General features: G+C 63.3%; 10 protein-coding genes. 2 read left to right on the forward strand and 8 right to left on the reverse strand.

The genetic code is table 11. The annotated features are described in order from the left end of the window. Nucleotides 1–2: 2 nt before the first annotated feature. The 8 genes from ACF8FG_RS12350 to glnE all read right to left on the reverse strand — a co-directional run bounded on the left by ACF8FG_RS12350 (nucleotide 3) and on the right by glnE (nucleotide 10,099). Nucleotides 3–1,445 (reverse strand): lipopolysaccharide kinase InaA family protein, encoded by a 1,443-nt coding sequence (locus tag ACF8FG_RS12350; protein ID WP_014589408.1) that lies wholly within the window; start codon nucleotides 1,443–1,445, stop codon nucleotides 3–5. Beyond that, nucleotides 1,445–2,197: a lipopolysaccharide kinase InaA family protein gene (locus ACF8FG_RS12355; RefSeq protein WP_076402460.1), complete on the reverse strand. Its 753-nt coding sequence runs from the start codon at nucleotides 2,195–2,197 to the stop codon at nucleotides 1,445–1,447. Before ACF8FG_RS12355 ends, ACF8FG_RS12350 begins: the two co-directional genes overlap by 1 nt. Then, on the reverse strand, nucleotides 2,194–2,928 hold the full coding sequence (locus tag ACF8FG_RS12360; protein WP_014589406.1) for a lipopolysaccharide kinase InaA family protein: 735 nt from the start codon (nucleotides 2,926–2,928) through the stop codon (nucleotides 2,194–2,196). Before ACF8FG_RS12360 ends, ACF8FG_RS12355 begins: the two co-directional genes overlap by 4 nt. Continuing rightward, on the reverse strand, nucleotides 2,928–3,734 hold the full coding sequence (rfaP, locus tag ACF8FG_RS12365; protein ID WP_014589405.1) for a lipopolysaccharide core heptose(I) kinase RfaP: 807 nt from the start codon (nucleotides 3,732–3,734) through the stop codon (nucleotides 2,928–2,930). Before rfaP ends, ACF8FG_RS12360 begins: the two co-directional genes overlap by 1 nt. Next, nucleotides 3,731–4,855, reverse strand: a complete 1,125-nt coding sequence (locus tag ACF8FG_RS12370) for a glycosyltransferase family 4 protein (protein WP_003255647.1) — start codon at nucleotides 4,853–4,855, stop codon at nucleotides 3,731–3,733. Before ACF8FG_RS12370 ends, rfaP begins: the two co-directional genes overlap by 4 nt. Continuing rightward, nucleotides 4,855–5,913 carry a lipopolysaccharide heptosyltransferase I gene (waaC, locus tag ACF8FG_RS12375; RefSeq protein WP_014589404.1) on the reverse strand — a complete coding sequence of 353 codons (1,059 nt, stop codon included), beginning with the start codon at nucleotides 5,911–5,913 and terminating at the stop codon, nucleotides 4,855–4,857. Before waaC ends, ACF8FG_RS12370 begins: the two co-directional genes overlap by 1 nt. Next, nucleotides 5,914–6,963: a lipopolysaccharide heptosyltransferase II gene (gene waaF, locus ACF8FG_RS12380; protein WP_318081828.1), complete on the reverse strand. Its 1,050-nt coding sequence runs from the start codon at nucleotides 6,961–6,963 to the stop codon at nucleotides 5,914–5,916. A gap of 202 nt (nucleotides 6,964–7,165) precedes the next feature. After that, nucleotides 7,166–10,099, reverse strand: coding sequence for a bifunctional [glutamate--ammonia ligase]-adenylyl-L-tyrosine phosphorylase/[glutamate--ammonia-ligase] adenylyltransferase (glnE, locus tag ACF8FG_RS12385; RefSeq protein WP_014589403.1), 2,934 nt, complete (start codon nucleotides 10,097–10,099; stop codon nucleotides 7,166–7,168). Nucleotides 10,100–10,482: 383 nt separating this feature from the next. On the opposite strand from glnE, the gene aceE reads away from it, so the two are divergent. Continuing rightward, nucleotides 10,483–13,128: a pyruvate dehydrogenase (acetyl-transferring), homodimeric type gene (aceE, locus tag ACF8FG_RS12390; protein WP_019437055.1), complete on the forward strand. Its 2,646-nt coding sequence runs from the start codon at nucleotides 10,483–10,485 to the stop codon at nucleotides 13,126–13,128. Nucleotides 13,129–13,141: 13 nt separating this feature from the next. Beyond that, nucleotides 13,142–14,782: a dihydrolipoyllysine-residue acetyltransferase gene (aceF, locus tag ACF8FG_RS12395; RefSeq protein ID WP_003255652.1), complete on the forward strand. Its 1,641-nt coding sequence runs from the start codon at nucleotides 13,142–13,144 to the stop codon at nucleotides 14,780–14,782. The last annotated feature ends 338 nt before the right edge of the window (nucleotides 14,783–15,120 follow it).

The following is a 15,120-nucleotide window of genomic DNA, read 5'->3' on the forward strand; positions in this document are numbered from 1 at the left end:
CCTCAGTCGACCAGTTTTGGCAACAACCGATCCAGCCGCTGATGCAAGGCACTGCCATTGGGCCAGTTGCGCAGCAGCCGTGCCCGGTCACGGGCATAGGCCGGGGCGAAGCTGAGCTGGGTGGCGTGCTGGCACATGGCATCGAGGTCGATCAGCGACCACTGGCCGTTGTGCCAGAACAGGTTATGGCCTTTGAAGTCGCCGTGGCTGATGCGTTCGCGAATCAGCTGCTGCATCACGTGCACCAAGGCATCCACCTGCTCCTCGGGCGCATCGCCGCTTTCGACGTAGGGCGCGAAGCATGCCGTCAGGTCCGGGCCGTCGACAAACTCGGTGACCAGGTAAGCACGGCTGCGCAGGCCCAGCACCCGCTGCTCCAGCACCGCGAGGGGGCGTGGCGTGGCGATGTCGAGGAATTCCAGGCGGTGGCCTTCAATCCAGGAATGCCAGGCTCGGCTCGGGCGCCAGAAGCGCTTGAACCAATGTGCGGTGTTCTTGATGTTATAGCGCTTGATCACCAACTGGCGACCATTGACCTCGATGCGCGCCACGCTGGCAGCGCCACCGGTCTTGTACAAATGGCCCTTGTCGATCAGCGCATCGGCCTGCTCCAGTACAGGCTGCATGGCCTGGACCTCACTGCGACGGATCGCCTGCAAGCCCGAGAGGGTGCGCTGGACGCTGAACAGGCTGCACTCGCGGCCAGCCTTGTCCAGATAGTCCTTCTGGCGCCAGTTGCGCACCTTGTCCACCTGTTTCTGCAGCGCTTCCAGCGGCAACGCATGCTCGGCATTGGCCAGCAGGTAATGCACCAGCAGCTCTTCGATGAACGGCTCCAGGCGCTTGGGCAACTGGGCGAAGAACACCCCGAGGTTTTCCAGCACCCGTGGACGCGACAACTGCTGACCGGGTGTTTCCGCCCTGATGCCCGCACCGTCGATCAGGTACAGCTTGCCGGCATGGCGCAGCAGGTTGTCCAGGTGCAGGTCTTCCTGCCAAAGGCCTCGGGCGTGCATGTGCGCCACAGCCGTGAGCGCTTCGCCCAGTACCAGGTGCTGCTCGTCCGCCAGCACAGGCAGGTTTTCCACTGCGGCCCAGGCATCGGCCAGGCTTTGGGCACCGTCAAGGAACTCGAACAGCAGCCAGCCGCCCTCGCCTTCCTTGAGGCCGTCGGCCAGTAGCGTCGGTGTGGTCAGGCCTTGTTCGGCCAGCAACTTCACACCCTGCAGTTCGCGCTGGAAATGCCGCGCGGCGTTACCCCCGACCAGCAACTTCGCCAGCACCGGTGTGCCACGCCAGACACCAGCGCCCACATAACGCTGGCCCGGCAGCACGCGCAGCAGGCTGAGCAATTGCAAGTCGGCGCTGCCGGCGGCATCAACCAACGTGATACTCAGGGGCAGCGCCGGGCTGCGCCCGGCATCCTTCAGTTCAGACAAACGCATCAGCGGGCCTCTTTTTCACGACGGCGTTGCGTCAGCCGTTGCAGCCAGGTGTCGACCAGCGCGCCGTCAGCCGGCTGCCCCAGGTAGGTAGCCAGCAAAGTACGTACATCCTGCACGCGCCAGGCCTGCGCGCGGCGCAGCAGCGGTTCCAGGTCCTTGAGGCGGTCACGCATGCCGAACAGCAGCGGCCGGGTCTTTTCCAGGTCGATCAATTGCGCGTCCCAACCCTCGCGGCGTTGACGCAGAAAAATGTGCTTGGGGTAGAAGCAGCCATGCACCTGGCCGGCGCTGTGCAGGGTACGCGCCAGCTGGCCGCAGGCCTGCAGGATGCCAGTACGCTCGGCCTCACCCAACTGCGGCCACTGCGCCAGCAGGCTGTCGAGGTCGGCCCATTCGTCCAGGGCGCGGGTCATCAGGATAGCCCGGTGCGTGCCGCCCTGCTTGCGTTCGCCGTAGAACACCGCCTGCAATGCCGGAATGCGCAGCTTCTGGTAGCGACTGATGTTGCGGAATTCGCGGGCGAAGGTGGGCTCGCCGAACGGCCGGTGCAAGGTACGGGTCAGGTAGTCGCTCTGGCGCTTGAGGTAGTAGCCCTTGCCTTCGAGTTCCAGACGGAAGACGCTGCTCCAGCCACCACGGCCGGTGTTGGGTTCGTCCACAGCATCAAGTTGCAGTGCCCACAGCGCCTCGAAGTTGTCCAGGCCATGGCGCTTGAGCAGCGCGAGGTCCGCGCTGGCCAGGTAATCGGTCATTCCCTTCCCTCGAAAAAGCCCAGTACCCGATGAATGCGCTTCTTGTCACGCACATTCAGGCGGTCGCGGCCACGGTATTGCAGATAGAAGCGCAGACGCTGAGTAGCTGACAGGTGGTATTTGGCCACTTTGTCCAGGCATGCCAGGTCCTTGATCATCCGGTGGCGCCACATGAAACCGCGCCAGAAGTCGCCGGTGGGGCAGTCGATGAAGAATAGCGTGCCTTGGTCATCGACCAGCAGGTTGCGCCACTTCAGGTCGTTATGGGCAAAGCGGTGTTCGTGCATGACCCGGGTATGGCGCGCCAGTTGACGGCTGACATGGTCAACCCAGGCGCGGTCGGCCAAGCGCGCATCGTTGTGTTCGGCCAGGGCCGACAGGTCTTCGGTGCGCGGCAGTTCACGGGTGATCATCGCGCCACGGCCAAAGGCCAGGCCGTTGCGCTCCAGGCCCCAGGCCACGACTTCGGCAGTGGGGATACCCCATTTGGCGAACTGCTTGAGGTTTTGCCATTCGGCCTTGATGCGTGGCCGTCCCAGGTACCGGCGCATGTGCTTGCCGGCCCCGGTGTAGCGCTTGACGTAGTAGTTGATCCCGTCACGCTCGATGCGTACCACCTCACTGAGCGGGTCGCGGGTCAGCCGTTCGCCCTGGAGGGCGAACACCGCGTCGAGGCTGCCGAAGTCCGCCGCCAGGTGTTCGTACCCCGGCGCCAGTGTCCAACTCGCCATCAGAGTGCATCCCCATAGCGTTGCTTGCGATCGTAGAGTTTCTGGGCCTTGCGCTCCAGCCAGGCGAGCAGCGCGGCTTCGTCCTTCAGCACCTGCCGCAGCGGACGCTGGAAGTAACCGCGCAGGAAGCGCAGCTTGTCGCGTTGGGTCAGGCCGATGTCCAGGGCCGAAAAGTACAGCGCAGCCAGGTCTTTGTCGCGCCAGCGGCGGCTGATTCTGGCACGGGTTTGCGCGCGGTGCAGGTCGATCACCGACAGCTTGAAGTCATCCGCCGTCACCGGTCGGTCGGTGTGCAGCAGGAAATGGCAGATGTAGCAATCGCGGTGGTTGACCCCGGCGCGGTGCATGCCGCCGGTCATCTTCGCCACCTCGGCGATAAGTGCACGCTTCAGGCGCGGCTCGGGCGGCTGTTTGACCCAGTCGATGCTGAAGTCTTCCAGGCTGATGGTCGGCGCCAGCTCTTCGGTGATGATGAACGAGTGCTGCGCGGCCGGGTTATTGCCGCGCTCGCCGTAGGCGACTGCGGTCATTGTCGGCACGCCCACTTCATGCAGGCGTTGGATCGCCCGCCATTCCTGGCCGGCTCCGAGCACCGGCAACTTGGCGGTGAACAGGTTCTTGAAGATCTCGCCCCAGCCGATGCCACGGTGGATCTTGACGAAAAAGCCCTCGCCAGCCACTTCGGTGCGCAGCGTGCGGCGCCCTTCCAGCTCGCGATAGACCTCGCCTTGCAGCGCCTCCACGGCGTCGAATGCATCACGCCCGGCCCACAGGCGTTTGAAGGGTTCGGCCAATATCAGCTTCATGCGGTTTTTTGCCCCAGGATCACGTCGGCAGCATGCTGCGGCATGCTGTACAGATCGGCGCTATCAGCAAACGCCAGGCCATTGCGCGACCAGCTGGCACGCGCCTGCGGGTCTTCGAGCATGCGCTGCAGATAGCCGTTGAGCTGGTCTTGTTCGAACGGCTCGTCCAGCACCAGGCCGCTGTCGGCCTCGGCAATGTAGTGGGCATAACCGCACACCTTGGACACCAGCACCGGCAAGCCGGCGACCAATGCTTCGAGCAGCACCGTACCGGTATTCTCGTTGTACGCCGGGTGAATCAGCAGGTCGGCGCCCAGCAGGAAGCGCGGGATGTCGCTGCGGCCCTTGAGGAACTGCACTTGGTCGCCCAGGCCCAGGGTAGCGCTTTGCAGCTGGAATACCTTGGGGTCGTCCTGGCCGATCACCATCAGCCTGGTGCGTTTGCGCAGGGCCGACGGCAGCGCAGCCAGTGCCTTGAGGCTTCGGTCCACGCCTTTGGTCTTGAAGCCTGAACCAATCTGCACCAGCAGCAGGTCGTCATCGCCCAGGTTGAATTCCTTGCGGAACTCAGCGCGGATCTCGGCGGCATTGGCCGGCGCACGGCGATCCTGGGAAATGCCTGGCGGCAGCAGGTGGAAGCGTTCTACCGGGGTGCCGTAATGCTTGATGAACAGCGGCTGCTGCACTTCGGAAATCATCAGCACTTCGGTATGGGCGTCCTTGGCGAACACCGCACGCTCGTACTCGGCAAAGTGCCGGTAGCGGCCCCAGCGACGGTACAAGCCACCGCGCAGGGTCTGCGCCTTGTCCTCGAAGCAGCCGTCGGCGGCGTAGTACACGTCCAGCCCTGGCATCTTGTTGAAGCCGATCAGGCGGTCGACCGGGCGCTTGGCCAGGTCGGCGGCCATCCAGGCGCTGAGCTTCTCGTTGCGGCGGTGGTTGAAAATCGCCTTCACCGGCGCCACCAGCACTTCGAAGCCCGGCGGAATGTCACCCTCCCAGATCAGCGTATACACACGGATCTGGTGGCCCCGCTTCTGGCATTCCAGGGCAATGCGCATGAAATCGCGCTGCAGCCCGCCGAAGGGGAAATATTTGTAAAGCACGAAAGCCAGTTGCATCAACGGACATCCTCAGCCAGCAGCAACGCGCTCAAACGGCTCGCCACATGCTCGGGATTCAGGCGAGTGAAGCACAGCGGCCACTCGCGTTTCAGATCGAACCGGGCCAGGTCATCGGCGCGCGGTTTGTAGGTGCACTTCTTCTGCAGGCAGGGAGCGCAAGGCCAGTCACTGGCCTGGTGAATCTGGGTCCGTCCGTAGGCGCCAGTCAGGCCCGGGTTGGTTGGGCCAAACAGCGAAATGGTGGGCACATCGAGTGCCGCCGCCAGGTGGCCAAGGCCGGTATCGACCGCCACGCAGGCCTTTGCCGCCGCCAGAACACGAGCGACGCCGGCAAGGTTCAATTTGGGGAGCACCTGGCAGTTGTTCAAGCCTTGGGCAATTCGCTCGGCCCGCGCCTTCTCAGCCGGATTACCCCAAGGCAGGCGCACTTCCAGCTTGCGCCGGCCCATGCGCTCGGCCAGTTCGCGCCAGTAGGCTTCGGGCCAATGCTTGGTCGCCCAGGTGGTGCCATGCAGGAACACCACATAGGGCGCGGCCGGCGGCAGTTGCAGGCGGTCGAGGTCCAGGCCGTAGTTGCCGATGCCTTCTGGCAGGTCATAGGCCAGGGCCATGGCAAACAGTTGGCGTACCCGCTCCACCGCGTGCTGGCCGGTAGCGACCGACAGAGGCCGGTCGTAGAAGCGGCTGGCCCAGCCTTCGCGCGCCGAGTAGCGGTCCAGGCCGGCTACGGGTGCCTTCACGTAACGGGTCAACCAGGCCGACTTGACCAGGCCCTGGGCGTCGATCACTAGGTCGTACTTGCGCTCGCGCACGCGCTGCTTGAACGCCTTCCACTCGCCACTCTTGATGGTTTGCCAGAGGTTCTTGCGCCAGCGACGGATCGCCACCGGGATGACCTGGTCGACCGCGGGGTGCCAACTGGGGATTTCAGCGAAGCCTTCTTCCACCACCCAATCGAAACGGATGCCGGGGATGGCATGGGCGGCATCGGTAAGCGCCGGCAGGGTGTGGATGACATCCCCCAGCGACGAGGTCTTGATGATCAGTACCCGCACTTAGTCGACCTCGGCCACGGTATCGATCAGGTCCGGTCCGCTGAGGCTGTGCAGGGCGGCAATCACTTTGCCCGGTTCCAGCAGACGCAGGCAATTGTAATGGCCGAAGCGACAGGTGCGGTCAAAGCACGGGCTGCACTCGATACCGGTGCGCACCACTTCCACCTGTTCAGCCAGCGGCGGGGTAAAGCCGGGTGAAGTCGAGCCGTACACCGCCACCAACGGACGGTTCAGCGCAGCGGCCACGTGCATCAGGCCGGAGTCGTTGGACACCACGGCATGGGCGCAGGACATCAGGTCGATGGCCTCGGCCAGCGAGGTCTCACCGGCCAGGTTGGACGACTCTTCACGGAGCCCCGGAATCAGCCGGTCGCGGATCTGCTCACCGACCAGGTGATCGTTCTTCGAGCCAAAAAGCCACACTTGCCAGCCTTGGCGAATCATCGCATCGGCCACAGCGGCATAGTGCTCTGCCGGCCAGCGCTTGGCTTCGCCAAACTCGGCGCCAGGGCACAGCGCCAGTACCGGACGGTCCAGTTCCAGGCCGAACTTGGCCAGGGCGGCGTCACGGCTTTGCGCTTCGATCTGCAGGTTGGGGCGCGGGTATGGCTGCGGCAGCTCGGCGCCGGGTGCGTAAGCGAGGGCCATGAAGCGCTCGATCATCAGCGGATAGCGGGCCTTGTCCAGCTTGCGCACATCGTTCAGCAGGCCGAAGCGCATTTCACCACGCCAGCCGGTGCGTTTGGGAATGCCGGCAAAAAAGGGCACCAGCGCCGACTTGAGCGAGTTGGGCAGCAGGATGGCCTGGTCGTACTGGCCGGCCAGGGACTTGCCGATGCGCCGCCGCGTGGCCAGCTCCAGCGCGCCGTGGCCGAGCGGGAAGCTCAAGGCCTGACGCACCTCAGGCATGCGTTCGAGGATCGGCCGGCTCCATTCAGGGGCCAGCACGTCGATCACGCAGTCGGGGTGCTGCTGTTTCAGGCACTGGAACAGAGTCTGCGCCATCACCATGTCGCCGACCCAGCTGGGGCCAATGATCAGTATTCTCATGCTTAGTCCAGAAACGCTCGGGGAGGCTACAGGCTGCGGTACAGCCTGGCCTCCCCTCTTTATATTCAGGCTATGTGGCGGACAGTGTACCACTCACATGGCCTATTCGCGGGCAAGCCCGCTCCCACAGGGATTGCACACTGCTCAGGGCCTGTGCAGTACCTGTGGGAGCGGGCTTGCCCGCGAATAAGCCAACACGGTATCAGCTTAAACCCAACTCACCCCAGATCCGCCGCACTTCACGGCGTTCATCGGCAAACTGCGCCGCATCGATCACCCCGGCCTCCTTCTGCAGGGCCTGGCGGTGGGAGGCCGAGCGGAACGCCTTGTACACTTCACGCAACAGCACCGCGTCACTGGCCGGCATCAAGTTCGCCTGCTCCAGCTCTTCCAGAATGCGGATGTTATCGGTCCATCGAAGTATGGCCGGATGGTCATGGGACCAGGCCAAAGCGGCGTATTGCACCATAAATTCGATATCGACGATACCGCCGGCATCCTGCTTGATATCGAAGGGTACGCCGGCGTCGAAGGCGTTCGCCGCGGTACCGGCAGCCGTAGCCTTGGTACCGAGGTTGTCACGCATCTTGGCGCGCATTTCACTCACCTCGGCGCGCAGTTTTTCCAGGTCGCGGGCCTGGCCCAGTACCTTGGCACGCACACCTTCGAATGCCGCACCCACCTGCTTGCAACCCACCAGCACACGGGCCCGCACCAGCGCCTGGTGCTCCCATGTCCAGGCTTCGTTCTGCTGGTAGCGCTCGAAGGCGCCCAGCGAGCTGACCAGCAGGCCCGAGGCGCCGGACGGGCGCAGGCGCATATCCACGTCGTACAGTTGGCCCGAGTTGGTCTGGGTGGTCAGCAGGTGGATGATGCGCTGCCCCAGACGCGTGAAGAACTGCGCGCTGTCGATAGGCTTCGCACCGTCGGTTTCCGCCTGCGGATCGCCATCATGGATGAAGACCAGGTCCAGGTCCGAACCGTGGCCTAGCTCCAGGCCGCCCATCTTGCCGTAACCGATGATGATGAAACCCGGGTCGCACAGGCTGCCGTCGCTGCGCTTGGGTTGGCCGTGGCGAGCCACGGTCTGGCGCCAGGCCAAGGCCAGCACCTGATCGAGGATGGCTTCCGCCAGCCAGGTCAGGTAGTCGCTGACTTTCATCAACGGCAGGTTGCCGCTGATTTCCGAGGCGGCCACGCGCAGGCTGTGGGCCAGCTTGAAATGGCGCAGCGCCTCCATCTGCTGTTCCAGGTCGTCCTCGGGGATGCGCGTCAGGCGCTCGCGCAGCTCGCTGGCCAATTCTGGCGCCAAGGGCGGGCTGAACAAGCGGCCCTCATTGAGCAGTTCGTCGAGCAGCAGCGGGTAAAGGGCAATCTGCTCGGCAATCCACGGGCTGGCGGCGCACAGTGTCAGCAAACGGCGCAAGGCACCGGGGTTTTCGGTCAGCAGTACCAGATAGGCAGAACGCCTTGCCACAGCCTCGACCAATGGCAACACCCGCTCAAGCACCAGGTCGGGGTTGTCATGCTCCACCGCCTGGGCTAGCAGCCGTGGGATGAATGCGTCAAGTCGCTCACGGCCGATGCGCTGCATCGAGCGCAACTGCGGGCTGGAGCGCAGCCCGGCCAGGCGCCTCAAGGCTTCAGCGGGTTGCTTGAAGCCAGCCTCTTGCAATTGCCGGCCGGCGGCTTCTTCATCCTGCGCCTGCTCCCACAACGGCGACCACTCACCACCCACCACCAGTTCGCCTTCGCCGTCTTCATCATCCGGGTCGGCAATGACCTGGCGGAAATGCCAGTCGATACGGCCACGCCAGTACATCAACTGGTCGTGGAAGCTCTGCCAGTCGGCAAAACCGAGCACATAGGCCACACGTGCCTGATCGGTCTCACCTTCCGGCAACATTTGCGTCTGGCGGTCGGCAATGGCCTGGATGGCGTGCTCGGTATAGCGCAGGAACTCATAACCCTCGCGCAGCTCGGCGACCACTGCCGGCGGCAGGTAACCCTGGCCTTCGAGGGTGGCCAACACCTTGAGCAACGGCCGCTGCTGCAGGCTGAGGTCACGCCCGCCGTGGATCAGCTGGAAGGCTTGGGCGATGAACTCCACTTCGCGAATACCACCGGCACCCAGCTTGATGTTCTCGGCCATGCCCTTGCGCCGCACTTCCTGCTGGATCAGCTGCTTCATGGTGCGCAGCGCTTCGATTGCGGAAAAGTCCAGGTAGCGGCGGTACACGAACGGGCGTAGCATCTCCTGCAACTGCGCGCCGGCCGCCTGGTCGCCGGCCACCACCCGCGCCTTGATCATCGCGTAACGTTCCCAGTCACGGCCCTGGTCCTGGTAGTACTGCTCCAGTGCATTGAAGCTGAGCACCAGGGCACCCGCCGAACCATAGGGACGCAGGCGCATGTCTACGCGGAACACAAAGCCGTCGACGGTAACCGGGTCCAGTGCCTTGATCAGCCTTTGGCCCAGGCGCGTGAAGAACTCCTGGTTGTCCAGCGAGCGCTTCACCCCTTCGGTTTCACCGCCCTCGGGGAAACCGAAGATCAGGTCGATGTCCGACGACAGATTAAGCTCTACCGCTCCCAGCTTGCCCATGCCCAGCACCACCATGTGCTGCGGCTGGCCGCTGCGGTTGCCGATGGGCGTGCCAAATTGCTGGCAATGGCGCGGGTACAGCCATTGGTAGGCTTCGTCGATGGCCGCATCGGCAAGGTCCGACAGGTCACGGCAGGTTTCGCCAAGTTCCGCCTGACGGGTAATGTCGCGCCAGATAATGCGCAGCTGCTGGCGGTTGCGCGCGCGGCGCAGATTGCGCGCCAACTCGTCCTCGCTCTGTGCCGCCTGCGCTGTTGCGGCGATTTGCCCGCGCAGCTCGCCCGGGGCGTAACGCCGCTCCAGCTCGCCGCTGGCCAGCAGGGCGAACAGCATGGCGGGCTCGCGCTGGGCCAAACTGAGCACGAATTCACTGGCAGCAGCCACCTGGTCGAACTGCTGCCGGTGCAGCGGGCTCCAGGCCTGCAGGTCGAGTTCGGGGTGGCCGGCCACGGCGTCGCTGATGAACTGCTGGTTGCGAGTGACCAGCGGCTGCAAGGTGGCAGGCAGATCGGAGGGCAAAGGTAGGCGCATGGTCTATCCTTGATCGGCGTGAAATAGAGGGGAAAAAGCGGCCAAGGGGAAGCCGGACCACGGTTGGACTGTCGTACAAAAGTTGGAAATAGCTGAAAAAAACGAAAACTTGGCAACAAACATCAAGAACCACCCGTTCGCGACACAATGCCAACCAACATGAACGTTTTTCCTCACAAGCCAAGGTGCGACCAAACGTCGCACAAATGTAGTTTTACTACTACTCGTGTCGTGTAAAAGCATGAAATGCGAAAGCAAATGTAGTAAAACTACAACGCGCCGGAAGACACCCCGGTAATCCAAGAATTCACGACGTCTGCCCATAAGGCCAGTCGCAATCTCAGGCAATCGATTCTGGTTGCCTTTCCGCCCTGGAGCAAGCCATGCAAGACCTCGATCCAATCGAAACCCAGGAATGGCTGGATGCCCTGGAGTCGGTCCTCGACAAAGAAGGCGAAGACCGCGCTCATTACCTGATGACCCGTATGGGCGAGCTGGCCACCCGTAGTGGCTCCCAGCTGCCATATGCGATCACCACGCCATACCGCAACACCATCCCTGTCACCCACGAAGCACGCATGCCTGGCGACCTGTTCATGGAACGCCGCATTCGCTCGATGGTGCGTTGGAACGCGCTGGCCATGGTCATGCGTACCAACCTGAAAGACTCGGACCTGGGCGGACACATCTCTAGCTTCGCCTCCAGTGCCACCCTGTACGACATCGGCTTCAACTACTTCTTCCAGGCCCCTACCGAAGAACACGGCGGCGACCTGATCTTCTTCCAGGGCCACGCATCGCCAGGCGTCTACGCCCGTGCCTTCATGGAAGGCCGTATCAACGAAGACCAGATGAACAACTTCCGTCAGGAAGTGGACGGCAACGGCCTGTCTTCGTACCCGCACCCATGGTTGATGCCTGACTTCTGGCAGTTCCCGACCGTTTCGATGGGTCTGGGCCCAATCCAGGCGATCTACCAGGCACGCTTCATGAAGTACCTGGAAGCCCGTGGCTTCATCCCGGCCGGCAAGCAGAAGGTCTGGTGCTTCATGGGCGACGGTGAGTGCGACGAGCCGGAATCCCTGGGTGCAATCGCCCTGGCCGGCCGCGAGAAGCTGGACAACCTGATCTTCGTCATCAACTGCAACCTGCAGCGCCTCGACGGCCCGGTTCGCGGCAACGGCAAGATCATCCAGGAGCTCGAAGGCGTGTTCCGTGGCGGTGGCTGGAACGTCAACAAAGTCGTCTGGGGCCGCTTCTGGGACCCACTGCTGGCCAAGGACACCAACGGTGCCCTGCAGCGCCGCATGGACGAAGTCATCGACGGCGAATACCAGAACTACAAAGCCAAAGACGGCGCGTACGTTCGCGAGCACTTCTTCAACACCCCGGAACTCAAGGCCATGGTCGAAGACCTGTCCGACGAAGAGATCTGGAAGCTCAACCGTGGCGGTCACGACCCGTACAAGGTCTACGCGGCGTATCACCAGGCTGTTAACCACAAAGAGCAGCCGACCGTCATCCTGGCCAAGACCATCAAGGGTTACGGCACCGGTGCTGGCGAAGCCAAGAACACCGCGCACAACACCAAGAAGGTCGACGTCGACAGCCTGCGTCACTTCCGTGACCGCTTCGACATCCCGGTCAAGGATGCCGACCTGGAGAACCTGCCGTTCTTCAAGCCGGAAGAAGGTTCTGCCGAAGCCAAGTACCTGGCCGAGCGCCGTGCCGCCCTGGGCGGTTTCGTGCCACAGCGCCGTGCCAAGAGCTTCAGCGTGCCGACCCCGCCACTGGAAACGCTGAAAGCGATCCTGGACGGCTCGGGCGACCGCGAAATCTCCACCACCATGGCCTTCGTGCGTATTCTGGCGCAGCTGGTCAAGGACAAGGACATTGGCCAGCGCATCGTTCCGATCATCCCGGACGAAGCCCGTACCTTCGGTATGGAAGGCATGTTCCGCCAGTTGGGCATCTACTCGTCGGTCGGCCAGCTCTACGAGCCAGTCGATAAAGACCAGGTGATGTTCTACCGCGAAGACAAGAAGGGCCAGATCCTCGAGGAAGGCATCAACGAAGCCGGCGCCATGTCGTCGTTCATCGCTGCCGGCACCTCGTACAGCTGCCACAACCAGCCGATGCTGCCGTTCTACATCTTCTACTCGATGTTCGGTTTCCAGCGTATTGGCGACCTGGCCTGGGCCGCTGGCGACAGCCGCACCCGTGGCTTCCTGATCGGCGGTACCGCCGGCCGTACCACCCTCAACGGTGAAGGCCTGCAGCACGAAGACGGTCACAGCCACATGATGGCGGGCACCATCCCGAACTGCCGCACCTACGATCCGACCTACGGCTACGAGCTGGCGGTGATCATCCAGGACGGCATGAAGAAGATGACCGAAGAGCAACAGGACATCTTCTACTACATCACCGTGATGAACGAATCCTACCAGCAGCCAGCCATGCCGGCCGGTGTCGAGGAAGGCATCATCAAGGGCATGTACCTGCTGGAAGAGGACACCCGCGAAGCCGCACACCACGTACAGCTGATGGGCTCCGGCACCATCCTGCGCGAAGTCCGCGAAGCTGCGAAGATCCTGCGTGAAGAGTTCAACGTCGGAGCCGACGTGTGGAGCGTCACCAGCTTCAACGAACTGCGCCGCGACGGCCTGGCCGTGGAACGCGCCAACCGCCTGAAGCCTGGCCAGAAGCCACAGCAGACCTACGTCGAGCAGTGCCTGAACGGTCGCAAAGGCCCGGTCATCGCCTCTACCGACTACATGAAGCTGTTCGCCGAGCAGATTCGCCAGTGGGTACCGAGCAAAGAGTTCAAAGTCCTGGGTACCGACGGTTACGGTCGCAGCGACAGCCGCAAGAAGCTGCGTCACTTCTTCGAAGTCGACCGCCACTTCGTGGTGCTGGCTGCCCTGGAAGCCCTGGCTGACCGTGGCGAGATCGAACCCAAGGTTGTCGCAGACGCTATCGTCAAGTTCGGTATCGACCCGGACAAGCGCAACCCACTGGACTGCTGAGGAGTATTTTTAAGTGAGCGAACTCATTCGCGTACCTGACATCGGCAGCGGTGAAGGTGAAATCATCGAGCTGTTCGTCAAGGTCGGTGATCGTATCGAGGCTGACCAGAGCCTGCTGACCCTGGAGTCCGACAAGGCCTCCATGGAGATCCCGGCGCCCAAGGCCGGCGTCATCAAGGAGCTGAAGGTCAAGCTGGGCGACCGCCTGAAAGAAGGCGACGAGCTGCTGGTCCTGGAAGCCGAGGGCGCCGCTGCTGCAGCCCCTGAGGCACCGGCCGCTGCCGCAGCTCCGGCTGCGGCGCCAGCGCCAGCCGCTGAAGCCGCTCCTGCTGCTCCAGCCGCAGCCCCGGCTGCCGCCAGCGTGCAGGACATCCATGTGCCGGACATCGGTTCGTCGGGCAAGGCCAAGATCATCGAAGTGCTGGTCAAAGTCGGCGACACCGTCGAAGCCGACCAGTCGCTGATTACCCTGGAGTCCGACAAGGCCTCCATGGAAATCCCGTCGCCGGCCGCCGGCGTGGTCGAAGAAGTGCTGTGCAAGCTGGAAGACGAAGTCGGCACTGGCGACCTGATCTTCAAGCTGAAAGTGGCGGGTGCCGCCCCGGCTGCCGCGCCGGCACCGGCTGCTGCTCCTGCACCAGCCAAGGCTGAGGCTGCTCCGGCTGCCGCACCTGCCGCTGCCGCCCCGGCTGCTGCCCCTGCACCGGCTGCTACCGCACCGGCCGCTGGCAGCAATGCCAAGGTTCACGCAGGCCCTGCTGTTCGTCAGCTGGCCCGTGAATTCGGTGTCGAGCTGGGCGCAGTTGCTGCCACCGGTCCGCACGGTCGCATCCTGAAAGAAGACGTGCAGGTCTACGTCAAGGCCATGATGCAGAAGGCCAAGGAAGCGCCGGCAGCCGCCGGTGCGACCGGTGGTGCCGGCATCCCGCCAATCCCTGCCGTGGACTTCAGCAAGTTCGGTGAAGTGGAAGAAGTGGCCCTGACCCGCCTGATGCAGGTCGGTGCTGCCAACCTGCACCGCAGCTGGCTCAACGTGCCGCACGTGACCCAGTTCGACTCTGCCGACATCACCGAGCTGGAAGCCTTCCGCGTTGCGCAGAAGGCCGTGGCCGAGAAGGCGGGGGTGAAGCTGACCGTGCTGCCACTGCTGCTCAAGGCCTGCGCCTTCCTGCTCAAGGAACTGCCGGACTTCAACAGCTCGCTGGCACCAAGCGGCAAGGCCATCATCCGCAAGAAGTACGTGCACATCGGCTTCGCCGTGGACACCCCGGACGGCCTGCTGGTCCCTGTGATCAAGAACGTCGACCAGAAGAGCCTGCTGCAACTGGCTGCCGAAGCCGCTGCACTGGCCGAGAAGGCGCGCACCAAGAAGCTGTCGGCTGACGAGATGCAAGGCGCTTGCTTCACCATCTCCAGCCTCGGCCACATTGGCGGCACCGGCTTCACGCCGATCGTCAATGCGCCGGAAGTGGCTATCCTGGGCGTCTCCAAGGCGACCATGCAGCCAGTCTGGGATGGCAAGGCCTTCCAGCCAAAGCTGATGCTGCCGCTGTCGCTGTCCTACGATCACCGTGTGATCAACGGCGCTGCCGCCGCGCGCTTCACCAAGCGCCTGGGCGACGTGCTGGGCGATATCCGCACCATGCTGCTGTAAGCCAGCACACTGCCCCTCCTTGCGAGGGGCAGTACCCTTTTCGAGCTGCCACGCTCGTACCTCAACCCCGTCGAATGGCGGGGCTTTTTTTTGCCTGGAAAAAGCTCGGAGGGCTTCGCCCTCCTTTCGCGACACAAGGCCGCCCCCCAGGCAATCGCAGTCTATTGTGGGAGCGGCCTTGTGTCGCGATGGGCCGCAAAGCGGCCCCAAAAGCTCCAGCCAAACTACAGAATCGGCCACGTCAGCCGATAACCTGTCCACAGCATCAAGCATGGCCGCTTGCCAGCCCTCGGGACATGATGCAACCTTGCCAAATCCGCCGCAGCCACAAGGCAGCG

Origin of the sequence: Pseudomonas sp. YQ_6, from assembly GCF_043103245.1 — a bacterium.
In the GTDB taxonomy this organism is placed as follows: Bacteria; Pseudomonadota; Gammaproteobacteria; order Pseudomonadales; family Pseudomonadaceae; genus Aquipseudomonas; species Aquipseudomonas alloputida.

What these genes read in the sequence shown, in the direction of transcription:
- ACF8FG_RS12370 (WP_003255647.1), bottom strand. Translation starts at nt 4,855, where the DNA reads ATGCAACTGGCTTTCGTGCTTTACAAATATTTCCCCTTCGGCGGGCTG.
- aceE (WP_019437055.1), top strand. Translation starts at nt 10,483, where the DNA reads ATGCAAGACCTCGATCCAATCGAAACCCAGGAATGGCTGGATGCCCTG.
- ACF8FG_RS12360 (WP_014589406.1), bottom strand. Translation starts at nt 2,928, where the DNA reads ATGGCGAGTTGGACACTGGCGCCGGGGTACGAACACCTGGCGGCGGAC.
- ACF8FG_RS12350 (WP_014589408.1), bottom strand. Translation starts at nt 1,445, where the DNA reads ATGCGTTTGTCTGAACTGAAGGATGCCGGGCGCAGCCCGGCGCTGCCC.
- glnE (WP_014589403.1), bottom strand. Translation starts at nt 10,099, where the DNA reads ATGCGCCTACCTTTGCCCTCCGATCTGCCTGCCACCTTGCAGCCGCTG.
- rfaP (WP_014589405.1), bottom strand. Translation starts at nt 3,734, where the DNA reads ATGAAGCTGATATTGGCCGAACCCTTCAAACGCCTGTGGGCCGGGCGT.
- waaF (WP_318081828.1), bottom strand. Translation starts at nt 6,963, where the DNA reads ATGAGAATACTGATCATTGGCCCCAGCTGGGTCGGCGACATGGTGATG.
- ACF8FG_RS12355 (WP_076402460.1), bottom strand. Translation starts at nt 2,197, where the DNA reads ATGACCGATTACCTGGCCAGCGCGGACCTCGCGCTGCTCAAGCGCCAT.